Raw genomic sequence first — 16,869 nt, forward strand, 5'->3', positions numbered from 1 at the left:
CCACCCGGGGCGGCCGCGCGTCGGGGCCGACAGCGGCGGGGTCGGGGTCGGGGGTGCGCAGGGCCCGCCAGGCGGTGGCGGCGGCGATGACCAGCAGCAGCGGCAGGGCGAGCGCCCACCACAGTTGCCAGGTGGCGCACTGGCCGGGAGCGCAGAAGCCCATTCCCAGTCCGGGGCCGAGCACCAGGCCGCCGTGCAGCCGGTCCGGCCAGCCCGCGCTCGCGTTCGCACCGCTGGCGGCGAGCACGGCGTGCAGCGGGTTTCGCCCGGTCAACAGGCTGTGCAGCAGCAGCGGGGCCGCGCCCAGCACGGCCGCCGCCCCGAGCAGCGCCCCGGCGGCACCCCACAGCTCCCGGCGGCAGAACACGACGAGGACCGCGCCGGTCGCTGCGACGTACGGCAGCACGAGCGGATCGACCCAGAGCATCAGCCCGGCCAGCAACCCCCACGTCGCCCACCGCGCCAGCCGCCACCCGGGTCGCCCAGCGTCGGCCGTGTGCCCGCCGGCTCGCCCGGTGTCGGCCGTCCGCCGCCCCGGTCGGCCGGTGGCCAGATCTGCGGCGAGCAGGGCCAGCGCCGCCCCGGCCGCGTTCATCTCGGGGTAGCCGCCGCCGGCGATCAGCTGGTTCTTGACGATCCGGTCGGAGCCGAGGGCCAGCAGCGCGACCATCAGCAGCCCGAACCACCGGTCCCCGGTCAGCCGCAGCGTCAACCGCCAGGTCAACAACAGGAACAGCGCGTAGAGCGCCAGCGTGGGCAGCCGCAGGCCGAGCAGCGACGGCCCACCGGCGAGGGCGAACACCGGCGCGGCCAGGTACGCCTCCAGGGTGCCCATGTACTGCTGGCCGTAGAACCAGACCGGGAAGCCCTCGCCCCGGGCGATGTGCAGCGCGGCCAGCCCCATGGTGGCCTCGTCGCTGTTCGTCGGCGGCGCGGCGTGCCCCAGCAGCCAGAGCCGGTAGCCCACCCCGGCGAGCACGGCCAACCCGGTGAGCCAACCGACCAGGCCGGGGCGTGCGCCGGGCCGCGGGCGGGGCGAGCCCGCGCCGCGCGGCTGCTCGCGTACGCCGACGGTCATCACAGGATCATGACACCCGGGCGCCGAACGGCCGTGCGGCGCTGCGGCGGAGTCAGCTGGCGGTGGCGACCGAGGCGGCGGCGCGGGCGTCGATGGCCTGCTTGTAGAGCCGACCGGCCCGGTACGACGAACGCACCAGCGGCCCGCTCATCACCCCGGCGAAACCGATCTCCTCGGCCTCCTCGCGCAGCTCCACGAACTCCTCCGGCTTGACCCAGCGGGTCACCGGGTGGTGCCGGGGCGAGGGGCGCAGGTACTGCGTGATGGTGATCAGCTCGCAGCCGGCCTCGTGCAGGTCGCGCAGCGCCTGCGAGACCTCGGCCCGCTCCTCGCCCATGCCCAGGATGAGGTTGCTCTTGGTGACCAGGCCGTCGGCGCGGGCCTGGCGGATCACGTCCAGCGAGCGGTCGTAGCGGAACGCCGGCCGGATGCGCTTGAAGATGCGCGGCACGGTCTCCACGTTGTGGGCCAGCACCTCCGGGCGGGAGCTGAAGACCTCGGCCAACTGCTCGGGGACGGCGTTGAAGTCCGGGATCAGCAGCTCGACGCCGCAGCCGGGCTGGAGGGCGTGGATCTGCCGGACGGTCTCGGCGTACAGCCAGGCGCCGCCGTCGGGCAGGTCGTCACGGGCGACACCGGTGATGGTGGCGTACCGCAGCCCCATCGAGACCACCGACTCGGCGACGCGGCGCGGCTCGTCGGCGTCGAACTCGGCCGGCTTGCCGGTGTCGATCTGGCAGAAGTCGCAGCGCCGGGTGCACTGGTCACCGCCGATGAGGAAGGTGGCCTCCCGGTCCTCCCAACACTCGTAGATGTTGGGGCAGCCGGCCTCCTGGCAGACGGTGTGCAGCCCTTCGCGCGAGACGAGCCCGCGCAACTGGGTGTACTCCGGGCCCATCTTGGCCTTGACCTTGATCCATGGCGGTTTGCGCTCGATCGGCGTCTCGGCGTTGCGCGCCTCGATCCGCAGCAGACGCCGCCCCTCGGGGGCCGCCGTTGCGGTGCGCGCTGCCTGGCCGGTCGTCGGCGCGGAGTGCTCGATCGTCACGAAAATGAGCCTACGCCGGACGGCAGGTGTCTATGTGCGTCAGGCGACCGGCGTCACGCCCCAGACGTTGTGACGCCGGACACCGGCCGGTCGAAAAAGGGCGTCACATTCGGGGGAATCGGGTGCTACGGTCGCCGCCAACAGCGACGACGGAGCCGAGTAGTTCCCCGACCCGCCAGTGCAGAGAGCCGCCGGTGCTGAGAGGCGGTCTGGCGCCGGGGAGCGAAGACCCTCCCGAGCTGCGGGAAGAACGGTTGCGGTCACCCGTGCCCAGTAGAGCCCGCCCGGCTGGCCCCGGTCATCAGGCGACGAACGAGGCCCCCGCTTCGGCGGGGGTGAAGGTGTGGTGGCACCGCGAGGTTCCCGCTCGCCCACACCTCCCTGGGGCTGATGCGACGTCTCGCCTCCCCAGGGCGGCGACGGCGTGGCGATCGACCGAGGAGCAGCCCGCCATGCAACGAACCCTGTCCCACCAACTGCCCGCCAGGATCGGCACGACCGTGCGGATCGCCGGCTGGGTGCACCGCCGCCGACTGCTGAAGTCGGTGGCCTTCCTGATCGTGCGGGACGCCGCCGGCCTGGCCCAGGTGGTCGTCACCGACCCGGCCGTCCGCGCCGAGCTGGAGAAACTCACCGAAGAGACGGTCGTCGAGGTCACCGCGACGGTCACCGCGAACGGCACGGCGCCCGCCGGGGTCGAGCTGACCGACCCGACGGTACGTCCCCTCGGACCGCCCGCCGTACCGCCGCCGTTCGACCTGTACCGGCCGACGCTCACCGCGAGCCTGCCCACCCAGCTGGACAACGCGCCCACCGCGCTGCGGCACCCCACCCGGTCGGCGGCGCTGCGGATCTCGGCGGCGGTGGTGGCCGGGTTCCGGGCCGCACTCGACGCCCACGACTTCGTGGAGGTCCACACGCCGAAGGTGGTCAGCTCCAGCACCGAGAGCGGGGCGAACGTGTTCGCGCTGGACTGGTTCGGCCGGCCCGCGTACCTGGCCCAGTCGCCGCAGTTCTACAAGCAGCTGATGGTCGGCGTCTTCGAACGTGTCTACGAGGTGGGGCCGGTCTTCCGGGCCGAGCCGCACGACACCGTCCGACACCTCGCGCAGTACACGTCGCTCGACGCGGAGCTGGGCTTCGTCGCCGACCACCGGGACGTGATGCGCGTGCTGCGCGACACAGTGGCCGGGATGCTGGACGTGGTGAGCGGGCGGGCCGGCGCCGCCCTGGCGACGCTCGGCGTCACGCCGCCGCAGGTGCCGGCGGAGATCCCGGCGGTGCACTTCACCGAGGCGCTGACGATCGCCGGCGCGCCCGCCGACGAGCCGGACCTCGCGCCCGCCCACGAACGGGCGCTGGGCGAGTGGGCCCTACGCGAACACGGGTCGGACTTCCTCTTCGTCACCGGTTACCCGATGGCGAAGCGGCCCTTCTACACCCACCCGGACCCGGCGCGGCCCGCGTACTCGAACGGTTTTGACCTGCTCTTTCGGGGTCTGGAGCTGGTCACCGGTGGGCAGCGGCTGCACCGGCACGCCGACTACCTGGCGGCGTTGGCGGCCCGGGGTGAGCCGGTCGAGCCGTACGTCGGCTACCTGGACGCGTTCCGGCACGGCATGCCACCGCACGGTGGCTTCGCCATCGGCCTGGAACGGTTCGTGGCCCGGCTGGTCGGCGCGGCCAACATCCGGGAGGTCACCGCGTTCCCGCGCGACCTGCACCGCCTGACTCCGTAGGTGGGCGCCCTGCCGGCCCACTCGATCGAATGGAGGGGCCGGCGGGGGCTCAGGCGGGGCCGAGCAGGTCCCACAGGTTGCCGGCGACGTCGCGGAAGACGGCGACCCGGCCGTACGGCTCGGTGCGCGGCGGCTTCACGAACTCGACGCGCATCTCGACCATCCGGCGGTAGGTGGCGTCGAAGTCGTCGACCTGGAGGAAGAACCCGACGCGGCCGTGGGTCTGGTCGCCCACCGCGGCCTCCTGCCGCTCGCCGTCGGCGCGGGCCAGCAGCAACCCGGTGCCGCCGCCCGGCGGGCGGACCACCACCCAGCGCTTCGGTCGCCCGTCGTTGGTCAGCGACGGGGAGTCCTCGGCCAGCTCGAAGCCGAGTACGCCGGTGAAGAAGGCGATGGCGGGGTCGTACTCGCTGACGACGATGGTGACGAGATCGATCTGCACCGACCGAGGGTAGGCCGACCGTCGGTCACCCCGGCGCGCGGCCGGGTCTCAGACCGTGACGAGGGTGGAGAGTCGGCGCTCGACCACCGGCAGCACGTCGGCGACGCGGATCGGGCGGCCCAGCTCGGCGGTGAGCGAGGTGACGCCCGCGTCCCGGATGCCACACGGCACGATCTGGTCGAAGTACGTCAGGTCGCAGTCGCAGTTGATCGAGAAGCCGTGCAGGGTGACACCCCGGGCCACCCGGATGCCGATGGCCGCCACCTTGCGGGCCGGCCCCCGGTCGTCCTCGGGCACCCAGACCCCGCTGCGCCCCTCGACCCGGCCGGCGGTCAGCCCGAACTCGGTGCACACGTCGATGAGCAGCTCTTCGGTGCGGCGCACGTAGGCGACCACGTCCACCGGGTCGGGCAGGCGCAGGATCGGGTAACCGACGAGCTGCCCCGGGCCATGCCAGGTGATCTTGCCGCCGCGGTCCACGTCGACGACCGGAGTGCCGTCCACGGGCCGGTCCCACGGCTCGGTGCGCTTGCCCGCGGTGTAGACGCTCGGGTGCTCCAGCAGCAGCACGGTGTCGCCGCGCTCGCCAGCCACCACCGACTCGTGCAGGCGCCGCTGCTCGTCCCAGGCGGCCTGGTAGTCGAGCAGGCCGGCACGGACGGCCGTCAGGCCGGGGGTCGTCGTTGTCACGGCATCCAGCCTAGTCCCGCTCCGGGCGATCTTCCCTGGTGAGCCGCCTCACCGGCCCCGGTCAGGCCGGCGGGATCCGCCAGAGCCAGACGTCGTCGACCCGTTGCGGCTCGCCGAACAGGGCGGTGCCGGTACGCCGCAGCGCCTCCTCGTCGACGTCGAACTTCGCGCCGTGCACCTCGTCGGCGAGCACCACCGTCTCGATGCGCCAGTGCCGCAGGTCCGACTGGACCTCCCGGATCGTTCCGTCGGTGACGATGGGGACCAACCCGGTACGGCCGGCCTGGTCCATCAACGCGCTCAGGGTGCGCGGCACCGGACCGATCCGGCCCCGCCCGTCCGGCCCGCCGGGGCCGAGGAAGAAGCCGCCCGGGATCTCGAACTCGCCCTGCCGGTGCGACAACGCGTACGCCTGCCACCGCTGGCCGTCCGGGTAGATGTCGACGGTCAACGGCACCGGGGTCAGCACCCCGTCGGGTGAGACGTAGTCCCGCCACGTGCCGGAGGTGATGAACCGCGGGATCGGCTCCCGCTCGTCGGTCAGCAGCGGGGTGGGCAGCAGCGGCACCAGGGCCACCGCGAAACCGAGCAGCCAGGCCAGCTCCGTGGAGCGGTGCCGGGGTGGCGCGGCGCGCAACTGGTCGACGGCGTACGCCAGCAGCAGCCCGATCACCGGCGCGACTACCAGCGCCAGCCGGGCGGGCAGCGCGGCGTTCACTACCGGCAGTTGTCCGAGCAGGTCGAACGGCATGGGCAGATCGGTGCGTCGGCCGTCGACCTTGGCGATCGGGCCGAAGGAGAGCACCGTGAAGATCAGCGCGAGGGCGCCCAGCGCCCAGAGGGTGGCCCGGCGGTGCGGGTCGGCCCGCCGCCAGAGCGCGACGAAACAGACCGCGGTGAGCACCAGCAGCGGGATGCCGAAGAACGAGTTCTCCTCGGTCGGGTTCGGTGCCAGCGAGGTGCCCAACCCGGCCTCGCCGGCCAGCGAGCGGCGCGGGAAGGCGGCGAACGCCGCGATGTCCTCGGAGTGGATCACCGGGTCGAAGCCGGTGCCGTGGAACCGTTGTGGCCCGGCGAAGTGCAACCACAACGGGTACGACAGCAGCACGCCGGCGACCACGGCGGTCACCCCGAGCCCGCGCAGGAAGGTGGGCAGCACGGCGCGTGCCTCCACGCGGTTGGCCGGGTGCAGCGCCCAGATGGCGACGAACACCCCCAGCGCCAGCGCGGTGAAGAAGAGCCCCTCGGCGGCGATCGAGAAGGCCACCGCGACCAGCACGCCGAGGATCACCCCGTCGCGCAGCCAGTGCCCCGGGCGGCGCAGCGCGAACAGCCGCCAGATCAGCAGCGGCACCAGCCAACCGGCGGTCCAGTTCAGGTGCGCGTTGGCGTGCGACACCATGCCGGGGGAGTAGGCGATGAACAGGGCGCCGATCGCGGCGGCCAGCCGGCTGCGGACCAGGTGCCGGGAGAGCAGCCAGTACCAGACCAGGGCGGTGGCGAGCAGGTTCAGGGTGAGGATCACCAGGAACGTCGCCGGTGGTCCGATCAGGTACGTGAGCGGGGCGAAGACCACCGCGTACACCGTGATCGAGGTGTTGACCGCGAGGTTCACGCCGTCCGGGACGTTGATCAGGTAGGTGAAGAGCGGGTTGTCGCCGTGGGTGACCGCGTGCCCGCCGAAGGCCAGCAGCCACTCGAACAGCGCCTGGTCGCTGGAGTTGACGGTGATGGTGCGGACGTTCGGGTCCCGCCACAGCCCGCTGGTCACCCAGACGGCGAGCGCGAGCGCCACCAGCACGACGATCAGGTCGGCCCGGCGGTCCCGGACGGTGCGCGGTGGTGACGCGGGTGCGGGCCCGGTGGCCAGCGACGGGGAGGACGGCACGCAGCGGACGTTACCAACCGGACCTGGACGGGCCGGTCAGACCTGCAAGGAGGGGACCGTTGGGGACGGATTCGGTCCGCCACGTCGACGGCTTGGCGTACACAGCGTCCGTCGTGAATGTGTGAGTGTGCCCCATGTCATAGCAGCGACACATCGTCGTAACGTCTCGGCAACTCGACCGTGACCCAGTTCACAGTCCGCCCCTCCAGGAGGCCGCCGTGCGCCGCTCCTCGTCCACCCTCACCCGGCTGCTCGGTGCGGTCGCCGGGCTCGCCCTCGCCGTCGCGGGCGCGGTCGCCGTCGCCGCACCCGCCCAGGCCGCCACCCTCACCCAGGTCACCGGGTTCGGCTCCAACCCCGGCAACCTCGCCATGTACGCCTACCGGCCGGACGGTCTGCCGGCCAACTCCCCGGCGGTCGTCCTGCTGCACGGGTGCACGCAGAACGCCTCCGGCTACTTCTCCGGCTCCGGTTGGCAGAAGTACGCCGACCAGTGGAAGTTCGCCCTGATCGTCGCCCAGCAGCCCTCCGGCAACAACGCCAACTCCTGCTTCAACTTCTTCGAGGCGGGCGACACCACCCGGGGTCAGGGCGAGGCGCTGTCGATCAAGCAGATGGTCGACCACGCCAAGACGAACTTCGGCGTGAACGGCTCCCGGGTCTACGTCAGCGGGCTCTCCGCGGGCGGGGCGATGAGCGCGGTCATGCTCGCCACCTACCCGGACGTCTTCGCCGCCGGATCGATCATCGCCGGGATTCCGTACCGCTGCGCCACCAGCATGGTCAACGCGTTCAGCTGCATGAACCCGGGGGCGGACAAGACCCCCGCCGCCTGGGGTGACCTGGTCCGTGGCGCGTACTCCGGCTACACCGGCCCGCGCCCCCGGGTGGCCATCTGGCACGGCACCTCGGACACCACTGTCACCCCGCTCAACGGCACCGAGTCCCGCGACCAGTGGACCAACGTGCGGGGCGTGTCGCAGACCCCGACCAGCACCTCGTCGCTGCCCGGCAACACCAGCCTGGAGGTCTACGGCAACGACGACGTGCGGCTCTACCGGATCTCCGGAATGGGCCACGGCACCCCGGTCGACCCCGGCTCGGCGGCCGAGCAGTGCGGCACCGCGGGCGCGTACATGCTGGACACCATCTGCTCGACGTACCGTGACGCGCTCTTCTTCGGCCTGAACGGCGGCGGGACCAACCCGACCCCGACCCCGACGGCCACCGCCACCCCCACGCCGACCCCGACGGCCACCCCGACCACGCCGCCGACCTGCGTGACGGCCAGCAACTACGCGCACGTGGCGGCCGGTCGGGCCTACCAGTCCGGCGGCTACGCCTACGCCAACGGCTCCAACCAGCGGATGGGCCTCTACAACACCTTCTACTCCAGCGCCCTCAAGCAGACCGCCCCCAACTACTGGGTAATCGGCTGCTGAGTCCTCCCACCGCCCCCTGGCCTGTTGATCAAGAGGTTTGCGTCAGTCGGAAGCGGGAATCTGACGCAAACCTCTTGATCAATTCGGCCGTCGGCGCGGGCTCAGGTCAGCCGGGCCAGGACCGGCGCGAGTGGACCCAGCGCGTCCTCGCGGACCACGAACCGGGTCACCCCCCAGCGCTGTTCGTGCTCAGCGACCGCCGTGACGATCTCGTCCACCGTGCCGATCAGCACGAACGGGGTGGCCAGCAGCTCGGCGGGGGTCATGCCGTTGCGCCGGGCCTGCTCCGCAGCGGCAGCCTCCGCGTCGTCGGTGACCACCACCGTCTGCACCAGCGCCTCCAGCGCCGGCGAGTCGGTCCGGCCGGCCGCGCCGGCGGCCACGCAGGCCAGCTGTGCCTCGATCTGGTCGGCCCGCCAGCGTGCCTCATGCTGGTGGCCGTCGGCGAGGGTACGCCCGAACCCGGTCAGCCCGACCACGTCGGCGTACGCGCCGGCCCAGCGCAGCAGCGACGAGTTCGCCGTACCCATCGTCAGCGGGATCCGGTCCTGCACCGGCCGGGGTTCACGCAGCACCGCCTCGCGCATCGTCAGCTCCGCCGAGTCGACGGTGACCAAGGCACCGTCGAGCAGGGCGCGGACCGCCTCGGCGACGGCCACACAACGGCGGACCCGGCCGGCCACGTCAGGGCGTTCCCGGCCCACCGCGCGCCACTCCGCCGGGGTGTGACCGGCGCCGACACCGAGCCGGGCCCGGCCACCGGAGATCAGGTCGAGGGTGGCCACGTCGGCCGCGAGCAGCATCGGTTCCCGTACGCCGAGGTTCGACACGTACGAACCGAGCCCGATCGTCGAGGTGACCGGGGCGGCGGCGGCCAGCGCCACGAACGGTGACGTCACATCGCCGGGGTGGTCGGCGGCGAGCAGGGCGTCGAAGCCGGCGGTCTCGGCCCGGCGGGCCAGCTCGGCCCAGCTCGCCGCGTCGGTCGGGGTGGCCTGGAGGGAGAAGGTCGCCATTGGCCCAGCATCGGCCCACACCAGCCCACCGGCGACCCGCTGACCGCCGATTCTGCCGACGGCCGAACCACCGGGGTCAGGGAGCTAGGGCTGCTTGGAGGGCTTGGGGGAGGGTTTGGTGGTGGTAGGGGTAGGCGGCTCGGGTCAGGACTCCGGGGAGGACGCGGGTGCTGGTGAGGGCCTCGTGGGCGAAGCCGCCGAGGACCACCTTGAGCGCCAGCCCGGGAATCGGAATGACCGCCGGCCGGTGCAACTGCCGGGCCAGCTCGCGGGTGAACTCGGCGTTGGTGACCGGGTTCGGCCCCACCACGTTGACCGGGCCGGCGATGTCGTCGCGGTCGAGCAGGAAGCGGGTCGCGTCCAGCCAGTCGGCCATCGAGATCCACGGCAGCCACTGCCGGCCGCTGCCCAGCCGGCCGGCGATGCCCAGCTTGAACGGCAGCAGCTGCGGCTTGAGCAACCCGCCCTCGCGGTGCAGCGGCAGACCCGTACGCAGCCGGACCACGCGTACCCCGGCGTCCTCGGCCGGCCGGGTCGCGGCCTCCCACACCCGGCAGACGTCGGCCAGGAAGCCCTCGCCGGCCGGCGCGTCCTCCTCGACCGCCCGGTCGCCCGTGTTGCCGTACCAGCCCACGGCTGACGAGTTCAGCAGCACCCGGGGTCGGTCCGCGGCGGGGAGCCCGGCGACGGTGGTCGCCAGTGTGGTGGTGCTGTCCACCCGGCTGGTGCGGATCAACCGCCGGTAGTCGTCGTTCCAGCGCTTGTCGCCGACGCCCGCGCCGGCCAGGTTGACCACTGCGTCGGCCTCGGCGGGCACGGCCGGGTCGAGCTGCCCGGCGGCCGGGTCCCACCGTCGCTCCTGCGGCCCGCCCGGTGCCCGACGGACCAACCGGGTGACCTCGTGCCCGTCGCGGACGAGCGCGTCGGCCAGCCGGGTGCCAAGGAAGCCGGACGCGCCGGCCAGAAGGATCCGCATACCCCCATCTTCGTCCAGAACGCCACCGCCGGATGCCCAGGGCGGCCGACGTCACCGGCACCGGGACGTGCCGGCGAAGAAACGGGACGTGCCGGCGAAGGAATCTGCGGGCGCCCCGGCGCGGCGCGGAAAAGGCAGGTCAACGGGCCTCCCGGGGGGCCGAAAAAGGCTACCGCGCGCTTTCGGTGGTTGGCGCGTTTCCGCAGGTCAGGGCGAACGTGAATGCGGTGTTCGCGATTGCTTCCCGCATCGATCTGGCTGACCATGAGCCATCCGAGTGCGCTCCCGTTTGGCGGGGTCGCTTCGCCGTGCCCACCGTCGGGCGATCCCTGAGGAGGAACCATGCCGATCCTGGTGACCGGAGCGACCGGAACCGTCGGAGGCAGCCTGGTCCGGCAACTGCTGGCCGCCGGCCACGACGTACGCGCGCTGACCCGCGATCCCGCGTCGCCAGCGGCCGCCGCGCTGCCCAGCGGGGTGGAGGTGGTGGCGGGCGACTTCGCCAGGCCCCACACGCTGGCGCCGGCGCTGCGTGGCGTGACGCGCATGCACCTGGTCGCAATGGATGGGTACGGACCGCTGACCACCGGTGCGGAGATCTTGGACCTGGCCCGGAAGGCCGGCGTCCGCCGGGTCACCCACCTCGGTCACAACGATCCGAGCCGGGCCGACGACGACCCGCTCGAGGCCCCGCACCGGCCGCTGCACCGGGCGATCGAAAACTCGGGTCTGGAGTGGACGCACGTGTTTCCCGGCGAGTTCATGGCGAACACCCGGGACTGGGCGCACGCCATTCGGACCGAGGGGGTGGTCCGGGCACCGTTCGGTGACTGGAACAGCGCCCTGGTCCACGAGGCGGACATCGCCGCGGTCATCCTGGCGGCGCTCACCGGCGACGGCCATGCCGGCCGGGTGTACCAGCCGACCGGTCCGGAGCCGGTCCGCCGCCGGGACGCGGTCCGGATGATCGGCGAGGCGATCGGCCGTCCGGTGCGGTTCGACGAGCTGACCCCGGAGCAGGCCCGGGAGTACTGGCAGGACCACTATCCCGCCGAGGTGATCGAGTGGTTCCTGGAGATGGGCCAGTATCTCGACGGCAACGCCTGGGTCGCCCCGGACGTCGAGCAGGTGACCGGCCGCCCCGGGCGCCCGTTCCGACAGTGGGCCGTCGAGCACGCGGACGACTTCCGCTGACGGCGCCCGGGGCGTGGATCGGCCCGGTGGTCAGGCCGCCGGGGCGGGACGAAGGTCGGCCAGGAGGCGCTCCACCTCGGCGTACGAATCGGGGCTCAGCGGGCCGAGTTCCAGGGTGGCCAGGTTCTCGTCGGCCTGGGCCACCGTGCGCAGGCCGGGGATCGGCACGGTACGGGGGCTGCGCGCCAGCAGCCAGCCGAGCGCGCCCTGGGCCAGGGTGCGGCCGTCGGCGGTGAGCGCCGCGCGGACCTGGTCGACCCGGGCCGCCCAGCGTGGCGTCGGCCGGCCGTCGGTGAACCACTCCAGCCACTCCGGTGCCCGTCCGCGCACATCGTCCGCCCCGACCGCCCGGGTCGACCCGGTGAGCAGCCCCATCGCCAACGGCCCACGGTTGAGGCTGGCCAGGTCGTGTTTGTCGCAGACCGCCAGCACCGCCGCGTTGTCGCGCAGCACCGACTCGTCGTGCTGGATCGCGGCGCAGTGCGGGCCGGCAGCCGAGAACGCCTCCGCCGAGGCCGGGTCGTCGGTGCTCCAGCCGTACGCCCGGATCTTGCCCTGGTCGACCAGGGCCTCCAGGGTGTCGACCAGATCGAGCGCGGCGGGCACCGGCAGTGCGTTGATGTGCAGTTGGTAGAGGTCGACGTGATCGGTGCCGAGGCGGCGGAGCGAGTCTTCCAGGCTGCGCACCGCGAAGGCCGGGCTGGCGTCGGTGCCGAGCGCCCGCCGGGTGGTCTCCTCGCTGACGTTGCCGAACTTGGTGGCGATCACCACGCTGCCCCGCCGCCCGGCCAGGGCCTGACCGAGGATCCGCTCGCTGTGCCCGGCGCCGTAGTTGCTGGCGGTGTCGAACAGGGTCACCCCCAGGTCGAGCGCCCGGTGGATGGTGCGGATCGACTCGTCGTCGTCCACCTCACCCCAGCCGAACGGCTGCCCGTCGTCACCCCAGAGCGGACCGCCGATGGCCCAGCACCCCATTCCGATCGCGCTCACCGTGATCCCGCTGCGTCCCAGCGTTCGTGTCGTCGTCATGGTCACCAGCCTCCAACCTGGAGCGCGCTCCAGGTCAAGCACTACGATCTCGCGACATGAGCGGTTACGCCCCCTCGGAGGCCGCCCGCCGCAGCGGCTTCAGCCTGGACACCCTGCGGTACTACGAGAAGATCGGCCTCCTCGCGGACGTGGAGCGGACGGCGGGTGGGCAGCGGGTCTTCACCGACGACGACCTCGGCTGGCTGGTGCTGTTCCGCTGCCTGCGCGACACCGGGATGCCGATCGCGCAGATGCGCCGCTACGCGCAACTGGCCCGCGACGGCGAGCACACCGCCGACGAGCGGCATGAGCTGCTGCGTCACCACGCGGCGCGGGTCGAGGAACAGATGCGCCTGCTCCAGCGCCAGTACGACCACCTACGGGAGAAGATCCGCTTCTACGAACGACTGCCCGCTGCCGCCCCGGGCCCGGAGCCCGGGCACGGCACCTAGAGCGGGCCGGGCGCGGTCAGGCCGAGCAAGTCCTCGGTTGTCCCGGATCGGCCGGTGAGCGCGTTCAGGGCGGTGACCAGCCGCTTCTCCTCGTAGCGGAAGTGCGACTCCAGCAGGGCGGCCAACCCGCCCAACTCGGCGCGCACCTGGTCGACAGGCACCGCCGCGTCACCGCCCAGCAGTGCCTCGACCCGTTCCAGGATCCCCGCCACCACCTCGTGATCGGTGATCAGGTTGTCGATGACCGGGCGCAGTTCGGGGGCCTCCTCGGCCAGCAGCCGGAACGCGCCCGCGTCCTCACCCGTGTGGTGTCGGCCGAGCGCGGCGCAGAAGGTCAGGCAGTGTGCTCGCAGGTCCCGGGACGGGGTGTCGAGGCTTGTCCGCAGCCGGGCCAGTTCCGCGCTGAGCCAGAGGTGGATTTCGATCATCTGATTGCCGACGGCGGCGAGCCGGCCGGCCGGTGAACCGGTTGGGTGCACGTTCGTCCCATGCTGTCCCCGCGCCTCCATGCCCACGGCGGCCTTCGGGCCGGGTGCACCGCGACGCTGCGCCGGAGTCTAGCCCGACCGGGCCCGGGAACGTCGGAGTCACGGTGTGGTCGGCTCGTCGCTCTCCCGGACGTCGTGCCAACGCGCCCGCCAGGCGGCCTCGTGCGCCTCGTGGCTGGTCCGCTCCTGGAAGACGGCGGCCCGCAGGGCGTGCCGGGACTGCGACATCACCATCACCTCCACGGCGACCAGCGCCACGCAGATCACTGTCGCGAGGGTGAGCGCGCCCAGCGCTGGCAGGTGCTGGCCGAACGGGAGGGCCGCCGTGAGCACCACGATGACGCCGACGCGGGTCCACGTGACGGTGTGCAGGGTGCGGAGCTGGAAGAGCAGGTTGACGGCGAAATAGCAGATCAACCCGCCGAAGAGCATCGGCACCGCCGGTCCCTCGACCTTCTCGGCGATCCCGCCGGCCGGGTCGGTGATCTTGTGTAGGACCTCCTCGTTGCCGATCGAGAAGAGGATCACCCCGGCGATCATCGGCAGGTAGAGATACGCGTACGCGTCGCGGGCCATCGCCACCCGCGGGGCCCCCTCCGCCGCGTGCAGGGCGATCCGGGCGGCCGGCCCGATGAAGTCGAAGTGCGCCCACCAGAGGGCGGCGGTGACCACGATGCCGAGCGCGGCGGCGGCCACCGCCGGCCAGGTGACCGGCTTGCCGAGCAGGTTGCCGCCGACGCCCGTGGAGATGATCGACTCGCCCAGCGCGATGATCAGGATGAGGTCGTAGCGCTCGGTCCAGTGCTCGGCGCTGGTCACCCCCCAGCCCCAGGTGCCGACGATGAAGCCGGTGGCGTACTGCACCACCACCACGGTGATCCACAGCCCGTCACGGATCAGGGCGGCCCGGTCGGGGTCGGTGATCTGCGGCGGGATGAGCGCGGCGGCCAGCAGCAGCACGATGCTCACCGCCAGCTCCGGCGCGAACCGCCGCAGTTGCCGCCGCTCCTGCGGGCTGTCCCGCACCACGTGCTGATAGAGGAACATGTGTACGGCCCGGACCACGACGTAGCTGATGGCCACCAGCATCGGGCCGGCGGCACTGCCCTTCGGGTCGTTGAACGCCTGCGGAAGCGCCAGCGCGAACGCGAACAGGGCGACCATCGCGATCACCATGAGCACCGGGACGTAGCCCTCGCCGAGCCGGACCCGGGTGGCGACCAGGCTGTGCACCACCCAGATCCACCAGAGCACGGCGAGCACCAGGCCGGCGTGCAGCAGTTGCCGGCCGGAGATGTTCGCGGCGGTGGCCCGGGTGATGATGAAGAACGAGAAGACGAAGACCAGATCGAAGAAGACCTCGAACTTGTCCACCCGGGCGCCGGGGGCGATCGGGACGGCCGGTCCCAGCTGTCCACCCCGCCGGTAGCCGCCCACGATCCCACTCTGGCAGCGTCCGGGTTGGTCGGAGGCCCGAACGGCGATGGCGGCGGAGTCCGGCGTTACCTCCGGCCCGGTCGGGGAAACACCGGGACCCACGGCCTCCCGCAGCGGGCCGGTCGGTCCGCCCCACCCGGACAAGGATGGACAATGACGACGAACAACCCGATCACTACTTCGTTCGCCCATCACTCGACGGCCATGGACGTGATCAAGGGCGTGGACCTCGTCGGGCGGCGGGCGATCGTCACCGGCGGGTCCTCCGGGATCGGCGTGGAGACCGCCCGCGCCCTGGCCAACGCCGGTGCGGAGGTCACCCTGGCCGTCCGCAACCCGGACGCGGGCCAGCAGGCCGCCAACGACATCACCGGCACCACAGGCAACGACCGCGTCCTGGTCGCCCCACTCGACCTCGCCGACCAGAGTTCCGTCGCCGACTTCGTGGCCAACTGGGACGGCCCGCTGCACATCCTGGTCAACAACGCCGGCATCATGGCCGCACCCCTGTCCCGCACCCCGCAGGGCTGGGAGATGCAGTTCGCCACCAACCACCTGGGGCACTTCGCGCTCGCCACCGGGCTGCGCCCGGCACTCGCGGCCGGCGACGGGGCCAGGATCGTCTCGGTCAGCTCCGCCGCCCACCTGCGCTCACCGGTGGTCTTCGAGGACATCCAGTACGACAAGCGGGAGTACGAGCCGTGGCAGGCGTACGGGCAGTCCAAGACGGCCAACGTGCTGTTCGCCGTGGAGGCCACCCGGCGCTGGGCCGACGACGGCATCTTCACCAACTCGCTGATGCCCGGCGCGATCCGGACCAACCTCCAGCGCTACGTCAGCGAGGAGGAGCTGAACCGGCTGCGCGCCGGTAACGCGGCGGCCTGGAAGAGCGTCGAGCAGGGCGCCGCCACCTCCGTGCTGGTCGCCGCCTCGCCGCTGCTCGACGGCGTGGGCGGGCGCTACTTCGAGGACTGTCAGCAGGCCGCCCCCGCCCAGCCCGGCGGGCGGACGGGCGTCGCCGACTACGCGCTGGACCCGGAGGCCGCCGAGCGGCTCTGGCAGGTCTCCACCGCCCTGCTGAAGAGCTGAGGACCACAGACGAAAGGGCGCCCCGGTCGACGACCGGGGCGCCCTTTCGGCGTTGCGGGTGGATCAGGCCAGGCCCAGCTCCGACTCGAAGTTGCCGGCCTCCAGCCGCTCCTTGACCGCGGTCAGGAAGCGGGCCGCGTCGGCGCCGTCGATCAGCCGGTGGTCGTAGGACATGGCCAGGTAGACCATCGACCGGATCGCCACGACCTCGCCCAGCTCCGGGTCGTTGACCACGACCGGCCGCTTGACCACGGCACCCGTGCCGAGCATCGCCGACTGAGGCGACGGCACGATCGGGGTGTCGAAGAGCGCGCCCCGGCTGCCCGTGTTGGTCAGCGTGAAGGTCGCCCCGGCCATCTCGTCCGGGGTGATCTTGTTGGCACGGGTGCGCTCGGCCAGGTCGGCGATCCGCTTGGCGATGCCGCCCATGTTGAGCTCACCGGCGTTGTGGATGACCGGCACGAGCAGCCCGCGCTCGGTGTCCACGGCGATGCCCAGGTGCTCGGCGGCCGGGTAGGTGATCGTGCCGCCTTCCAGGTCCATGCTGGCCTGGATGATCGGGTGGGTCTGGAGCGCCTCGATGGCGGCGAGCGCGAAGAACGGCAGGAAGGACAGCTTCACGCCGTGCTTGGCCTGGAACGACTCCTTCGCCCGCGTCCGCAACTTGGCGACCCGGGTGACGTCCACCTCGACCACGGTGGTGAGCTGGGCCGTCTCGTGCAGCGACTGCTGCATCCGCTTGGCGATGGTCGCCCGGATGCGCGGCAGCTTCTCGGTGGTGCCCCGCTTGCTGCTCGGCTGCGGCTTCGCGGCCGGCGTGGCCGCAGCCGCCGACGGTGCGGCTGCCGGCGCGGGCGCGGC

At 72.4% G+C, this 16,869-nt stretch carries 15 protein-coding genes and 1 pseudogene; 5 read left to right on the forward strand and 11 right to left on the reverse strand.

Annotation, left to right across the window (positions count from 1 at the left end):
- Positions 1–1,078: pseudogene (locus PSH25_RS15980) on the reverse strand (hypothetical protein); the annotation flags it as partial.
- 52 nt (positions 1,079–1,130) lie between these two features.
- Positions 1,131–2,126, reverse strand: coding sequence for a lipoyl synthase (gene lipA / locus PSH25_RS15985; RefSeq protein WP_091407425.1), 996 nt, complete (start codon positions 2,124–2,126; stop codon positions 1,131–1,133).
- Between the two features lie 452 nt (positions 2,127–2,578).
- On the opposite strand from lipA, the gene aspS reads away from it, so the two are divergent.
- Positions 2,579–3,865 (forward strand): aspartate--tRNA(Asn) ligase, encoded by a 1,287-nt coding sequence (gene aspS / locus PSH25_RS15990; RefSeq protein WP_238659846.1) that lies wholly within the window; start codon positions 2,579–2,581, stop codon positions 3,863–3,865.
- A gap of 49 nt (positions 3,866–3,914) precedes the next feature.
- On the opposite strand, the gene PSH25_RS15995 is transcribed toward aspS, so the two are convergent.
- From PSH25_RS15995 to PSH25_RS16005, 3 genes are all read right to left on the reverse strand, one after another.
- Positions 3,915–4,307 (reverse strand): VOC family protein, encoded by a 393-nt coding sequence (locus PSH25_RS15995; protein WP_238659847.1) that lies wholly within the window; start codon positions 4,305–4,307, stop codon positions 3,915–3,917.
- Positions 4,308–4,355: 48 nt separating this feature from the next.
- Positions 4,356–4,997, reverse strand: coding sequence for a lipoyl(octanoyl) transferase LipB (gene lipB, locus PSH25_RS16000; protein ID WP_238659848.1), 642 nt, complete (start codon positions 4,995–4,997; stop codon positions 4,356–4,358).
- Between the two features lie 61 nt (positions 4,998–5,058).
- Positions 5,059–6,885 (reverse strand): DUF6311 domain-containing protein, encoded by a 1,827-nt coding sequence (locus tag PSH25_RS16005; protein ID WP_238659849.1) that lies wholly within the window; start codon positions 6,883–6,885, stop codon positions 5,059–5,061.
- A 218-nt stretch (positions 6,886–7,103) separates the two neighbouring features.
- Between PSH25_RS16005 and PSH25_RS16010 the strand changes: the two genes are divergently transcribed.
- Complete coding sequence (locus PSH25_RS16010; protein WP_238659850.1) at positions 7,104–8,327, forward strand: extracellular catalytic domain type 1 short-chain-length polyhydroxyalkanoate depolymerase; 1,224 nt, start codon at positions 7,104–7,106, stop codon at positions 8,325–8,327.
- Positions 8,328–8,428: 101 nt separating this feature from the next.
- On the opposite strand, the gene PSH25_RS16015 is transcribed toward PSH25_RS16010, so the two are convergent.
- Positions 8,429–9,343: an LLM class flavin-dependent oxidoreductase gene (locus PSH25_RS16015; RefSeq protein ID WP_238659851.1), complete on the reverse strand. Its 915-nt coding sequence runs from the start codon at positions 9,341–9,343 to the stop codon at positions 8,429–8,431.
- Between the two features lie 76 nt (positions 9,344–9,419).
- Positions 9,420–10,319, reverse strand: coding sequence for a TIGR01777 family oxidoreductase (locus PSH25_RS16020; protein ID WP_238659852.1), 900 nt, complete (start codon positions 10,317–10,319; stop codon positions 9,420–9,422).
- A gap of 342 nt (positions 10,320–10,661) precedes the next feature.
- Here PSH25_RS16020 and PSH25_RS16025 point away from each other — a divergent pair, with 342 nt between their 5' ends.
- Complete coding sequence (locus PSH25_RS16025) at positions 10,662–11,513, forward strand: NmrA family NAD(P)-binding protein (RefSeq protein ID WP_238659853.1); 852 nt, start codon at positions 10,662–10,664, stop codon at positions 11,511–11,513.
- A 30-nt stretch (positions 11,514–11,543) separates the two neighbouring features.
- Here the strand turns inward: PSH25_RS16025 and PSH25_RS16030 are convergent, their stop codons facing one another.
- Positions 11,544–12,542, reverse strand: coding sequence for an aldo/keto reductase (locus PSH25_RS16030; protein ID WP_238659854.1), 999 nt, complete (start codon positions 12,540–12,542; stop codon positions 11,544–11,546).
- Between the two features lie 56 nt (positions 12,543–12,598).
- On the opposite strand from PSH25_RS16030, the gene PSH25_RS16035 reads away from it, so the two are divergent.
- On the forward strand, positions 12,599–12,994 hold the full coding sequence (locus PSH25_RS16035) for a MerR family transcriptional regulator (protein ID WP_238659855.1): 396 nt from the start codon (positions 12,599–12,601) through the stop codon (positions 12,992–12,994).
- Here the strand turns inward: PSH25_RS16035 and PSH25_RS16040 are convergent.
- Both PSH25_RS16040 and PSH25_RS16045 read right to left on the reverse strand, forming a co-directional pair.
- Positions 12,991–13,473 (reverse strand): hemerythrin domain-containing protein, encoded by a 483-nt coding sequence (locus PSH25_RS16040; protein WP_238659856.1) that lies wholly within the window; start codon positions 13,471–13,473, stop codon positions 12,991–12,993. The genes PSH25_RS16035 and PSH25_RS16040 overlap by 4 nt on opposite strands.
- Positions 13,474–13,581: 108 nt before the next feature.
- Positions 13,582–14,919 carry a low temperature requirement protein A gene (locus PSH25_RS16045; RefSeq protein WP_238659857.1) on the reverse strand — a complete coding sequence of 446 codons (1,338 nt, stop codon included), beginning with the start codon at positions 14,917–14,919 and terminating at the stop codon, positions 13,582–13,584.
- A gap of 153 nt (positions 14,920–15,072) precedes the next feature.
- On the opposite strand from PSH25_RS16045, the gene PSH25_RS16050 reads away from it, so the two are divergent.
- On the forward strand, positions 15,073–16,008 hold the full coding sequence (locus tag PSH25_RS16050) for an SDR family NAD(P)-dependent oxidoreductase (RefSeq protein WP_238659858.1): 936 nt from the start codon (positions 15,073–15,075) through the stop codon (positions 16,006–16,008).
- Positions 16,009–16,071: 63 nt separating this feature from the next.
- Here the strand turns inward: PSH25_RS16050 and PSH25_RS16055 are convergent.
- Positions 16,072–16,869, reverse strand: a 798-nt coding sequence (locus tag PSH25_RS16055; RefSeq protein WP_238659859.1) for a 2-oxo acid dehydrogenase subunit E2, incomplete at its 5' end; no start/stop codon positions are given.

It is taken from the genome of Micromonospora foliorum, from assembly GCF_022229015.1.
Classification (GTDB): domain Bacteria; phylum Actinomycetota; class Actinomycetes; order Mycobacteriales; family Micromonosporaceae; genus Micromonospora; species Micromonospora foliorum.